This is a genomic window from Chamaesiphon sp. VAR_69_metabat_338, assembly GCF_031423935.1.
Taxonomy (GTDB): domain Bacteria; phylum Cyanobacteriota; class Cyanobacteriia; order Cyanobacteriales; family Chamaesiphonaceae; genus Chamaesiphon.
In genome coordinates this window covers 1-4,050 of record NZ_JANPGM010000071.1, presented here as the reverse complement: position 1 = coordinate 4,050, position 4,050 = coordinate 1, and the positions used below count along the sequence as shown (strand labels likewise).

Below are 4,050 nucleotides of genomic sequence, written 5' to 3'. Positions count from 1 at the left end.
ATAAGGCATCGATCGACGGACAAGTCCCCGTTGCCGCCGTAAAGTTGCTGTAGATAAATTTTCCCTCAGCGTCAAATTCTAAATGCGCGCGTTCTGGGGCAAAATAAACAGTATTTGGGGCGGGAGTTTCACCAATATGGGCGATTTTAACATTGAGTTGAGCATCTTCTTTGAGCCAACTAATCAACCCTGTCAAAAAGCCTTCGCCGATATGTTGAGCGCAAATAATGGGGGCAGAAAAATCTTGAGGCAGCGAGGTGATAATCTTGTGAATGGCTTGGGGGCCACCTGTCGATGCGCCGATGGCGATCGCTTTTAAGGCATTTGGATCTTGGGTAATCGCAGTCGGATCGATTGAGTGTGCTGGATTCGTAGATCTAGCTTTAACTCTCACCTGGGAGAGCATCTGAATTTTGGCGAGGAGCCGCTGTTTGACTTGCTCGTACTCGGTATAGTCCCCACTCATCGGTTTTGGAAAAATATCTACCGCCCCTGCTTGCAGCAAGCCAAAGATATTTCTGGTGTCGTCTTCTTGCACGGAGTTGCTAATTACCAAAATCGGTCGTGGAAACTTGGCCATGACTTCTTTGGTTAGTTCCAATCCATCGATCGGTGCCATGTGCAAATCGGTGCAAATAACATCGGGATTGGCAGTAGGGATCAGTTCCAGTGCTTCGCGACCATTGCGAGCAGTACCGACAATTTCCACTTCCGGGCTATCTCTCAAGATGCGTTGCAATAATTCGAGCGCGATGAGCGAATCTTCGACCAGGAGAACTTTGATGGGTGACATGTTAGGGGATAGGGGATAGGGGTTGGGGGATAGGGGTTAGGAATTATAGGGGTAGCAATGCTTCTGTGCTGGACGATCGCGTCCGCACTATTCCCTAGCCCCTAGCCCCTATTCCCTAATTCAATGGTCTAGCCTTAACAGTCATCCCCGATAACACTTTGATTTTGGAGAGGATCTTTTGCTTGATGGCTTCGTATTCGGCGTAGTCACCACCAACGGGTTTGGGATAAATATCGGAAGCTCCAGCTTGGAGGAGTGCGAAGACATTTTTGGTGTCATCTGATTTGACAGAATTGCTCAGAACCAAGATCGGGCGGGGGTAGTTGGCCATGACTTGCTTGGTAAGTTCCAAGCCATCCATCGTATCCATATGAAAATCGGTACAGATTACTGCCGGATTGAGCCGGGGAATCATCGCGAGGGCTTCTTGTCCATTTCGTGCCGTGCCGACGATTTCGACTTCTGGCACAGTTTTGAACAACCGCTGCAACACTTCCATTGCGACGGGAGAATCTTCAACTAAGAGAACTTTAGTAGGAGCCATATGATTAGTTTGGTAAGTGTATCGGGGTGGGAGATGGCGCGGGGTGTATAAGAACACAAGCGTCCGAATTTATTATGCCCAGATCGATTCGATAATCTACTATTCACTCCAAACTCCGAACGCCGAACTCCGAACTCCCAACTTAAATCAGTCTAGTCAGCGTATCCAGCAACAGTTGCTGATCGAAATCACCTTTGGTGAGATAGGCATTTGCGCCAGCTTGGAAACCGCGATCGCGATCGGCTGCTTGGGAGAGGGTGGTGACTAGAACGATCGGCAGATCTTGGTAGCGATCGTGACTGCGAATTTCACTTGTGAGCTTCAATCCACCCCAGCGAGGCATTTCTACGTCGGAGACGACGAGATCGAATTGCCCAGCTTGGAGGGTTTCCCAACCTTCTAAGCCATCTTTGGTGGCCGTAACTTCGTAGCCTGCACCCGTCAGAATCCGCGTCATCTGCGTCCGAATTACCAATGAATCTTCAACCAAGAGGATCGAAGGCGTGGTATCGACTGGCAGAAGTTTGGTAGTGCTACTCGGTGCCAGAGGATTATGCCCTACTGCTGTGGCAAACAGATCCAGAGGATTGAGTACCAAACAAACCGACCCCGTACCCAAAATCGTGGAGCCAGTGATATGGGGAATATTGTGTAGCAGGGGATGGGGCGATTCAATGGTCACTAGTTGGCGATCGTTGATGCGATCGACCAGAAGTGCTAATTGTTGGCGTCCCGACTGGAGCAGCAAACAAGAGATCGAGTTGGCCGTACGGGCGATTTCTCCGGGTGAATTGGGGGCGACCGCCGGTAGAGCGAGCAGATCTGCCAACCAAGCCACAGTGATGGTTTGACCGTTAATCTGCGTAGTCGGAGTACCACCGAGGGCGAAGATTTCTGCTTTATTGACTAACAACATCCGATCGACAAATTCGACGGGGATGGCGTAGGTTTGGTCGCGGACATCGACCATCATCACTTGCGAGCTGCCGATCGCGTGGGTGAGGACGATGTGGAATTTACACCCACCACCAGGAACCGATGCCACCTCGACCGATCCTTTAACTCGTTCGATATTCGTTTTGACGATATCCAAGCCCACACCGCGCCCAGATAGCTCGGTGACGCGGGTGCGAGTGGAGAAGCCCGATGCAAAGATTAAGGAATGAATCCGATCGACGCTCATCGCATCCAATTCAGCCTTGGTATGCAGTCCCCGCTTGATGGCAGTGGCTTTAATCCGTTGGACATCTAATCCCCGCCCATCATCAAGGATTTCGATCGTCGTTTGGTTGCCAGTTTGATGGACTTGAATCTGGAGAGTGGCCGCAGCTACTTTGCCATTTTGCTGGCGTTCTGTGGGCGTTTCAATCCCGTGATCGATCGCATTCCGCAAGATATGCATCAACGGATCTTTAATCTCTTCGAGGAGCCGTTTATCGAGGAGCAGGTCGCCACCGTCGATCGCCAGATTAATCTCCTTAGATTGAGTCTTGGCTAGATCTCTAACCATCCGAGGATAGAGATTGAAAATTGTCGATAATGGCAAGAGGCGGAGCTTCTTGACACCCGATTCGAGGGCGGAGGTGACTTGTTCTAGGCGCGAACTATCCGAACCGATCGATTTTTTGAACTTATCGATCAGCGCACCCATTTGCTCCCACTGGCGGTTGTTGCGACTGAGTTGATGGTGCAGGGGTGAATGTGAAGGGAGTTGCTGGATCAGCGTTTGGAAATATTGGTAATCCCGACTGCCATTTTCCCAGAGTTCCACCAGGGCTTCGAGATCGAGCAATCGACTGGCGATCTGTTGGTTGATGACATTAATTTCTCCAGATTGACCCATCAACGCGTCTAACTGCTTGGCTTCGACCCGAATCGTCTCAATTTGGTAATCGCCGACATTTGTCGCGGCGAGTGCTGGAGTTGGGGGTGCGGGCGGTGTCAGATTGACATCTGGCAATCTAACTGGTGGCATTGCTTCAGACTCGATCGCGTTCGCGGTCAAATCTGCCAATTTCATCGATGCCAAGTCGATCGCCTCATCGGTAGCAGGCAACAATAAATCGAGATCGTCAAAAGAGCCAAACAGCGCATCTTCATTTACCTGTGTCGATTTAGCAGTTGCGCCACTCTGACTCGAAATCAACGTAAAGTTACCTTCCCCATCGAAGCTCGACTGCCCGATCGCGTCGAGACTAAATAGATCGCCGAGATCGTCCGCTGGTGGCGGTACGGTACCGGGCATCAGGATAAAATCACTAAAGACCGGCTCGCGATCGACCTGTCCGTCGCCATTAGCGGACAATTGGGGCAGCGATGAATCGGTTAAGTCTGGTGCAAATAGCTCGGCGGCTAACTCCATGAACGATGCCTGAAGTTGAGACGGTGATTGCGTCACAACCTCGGGCGGATCGAGAGAGGGGAGTGGCTCGACCGCAGACATCGGCTGCTGGATCGAGTTTCGATCGCCTTCGTGTACCCACAACTCTGATGGCGTATCAAAAAGTGATTCTTCGTCACCCATGCTCACCCACCCAAAGGAAGGGAGATTGTCTAGATCTGGCAGATTGGATTCATGCTCGATCGATACTTGCTCGCTACTACTCCAATCACCCTTCTGCTCCTGTGTCAAGAACGCCGGATCGCCAATACTTGGCAGTGGAGCCGCATCACCATCCCCCATCAAAGTCGCCAATACATAAAACATATTGAC

General features: G+C 50.9%; 3 protein-coding genes. All 3 read right to left on the bottom strand.

Translation table 11 applies throughout. From position 1 onward, the window contains the following. On the bottom strand, nt 1-793 hold a 793-nt coding region (locus RMO84_RS02105; protein ID WP_310486803.1), incomplete at its 3' end, for a chemotaxis protein CheB. A 115-nt stretch (nt 794-908) separates the two neighbouring features. Further along, a complete protein-coding gene (locus RMO84_RS02100; RefSeq protein ID WP_310486802.1) occupies nt 909-1,337 on the bottom strand; it encodes a response regulator in 429 nt (142 codons plus the stop codon). 142 nt (nt 1,338-1,479) lie between these two features. Beyond that, a partial coding sequence (locus tag RMO84_RS02095) for a response regulator (protein WP_310486801.1) occupies nt 1,480-4,050 on the bottom strand: 2,571 nt, incomplete at its 5' end.

What these genes read in the sequence shown, in the direction of transcription:
- RMO84_RS02100 (WP_310486802.1), bottom strand. Translation starts at nt 1,337, where the DNA reads ATGGCTCCTACTAAAGTTCTCTTAGTTGAAGATTCTCCCGTCGCAATG.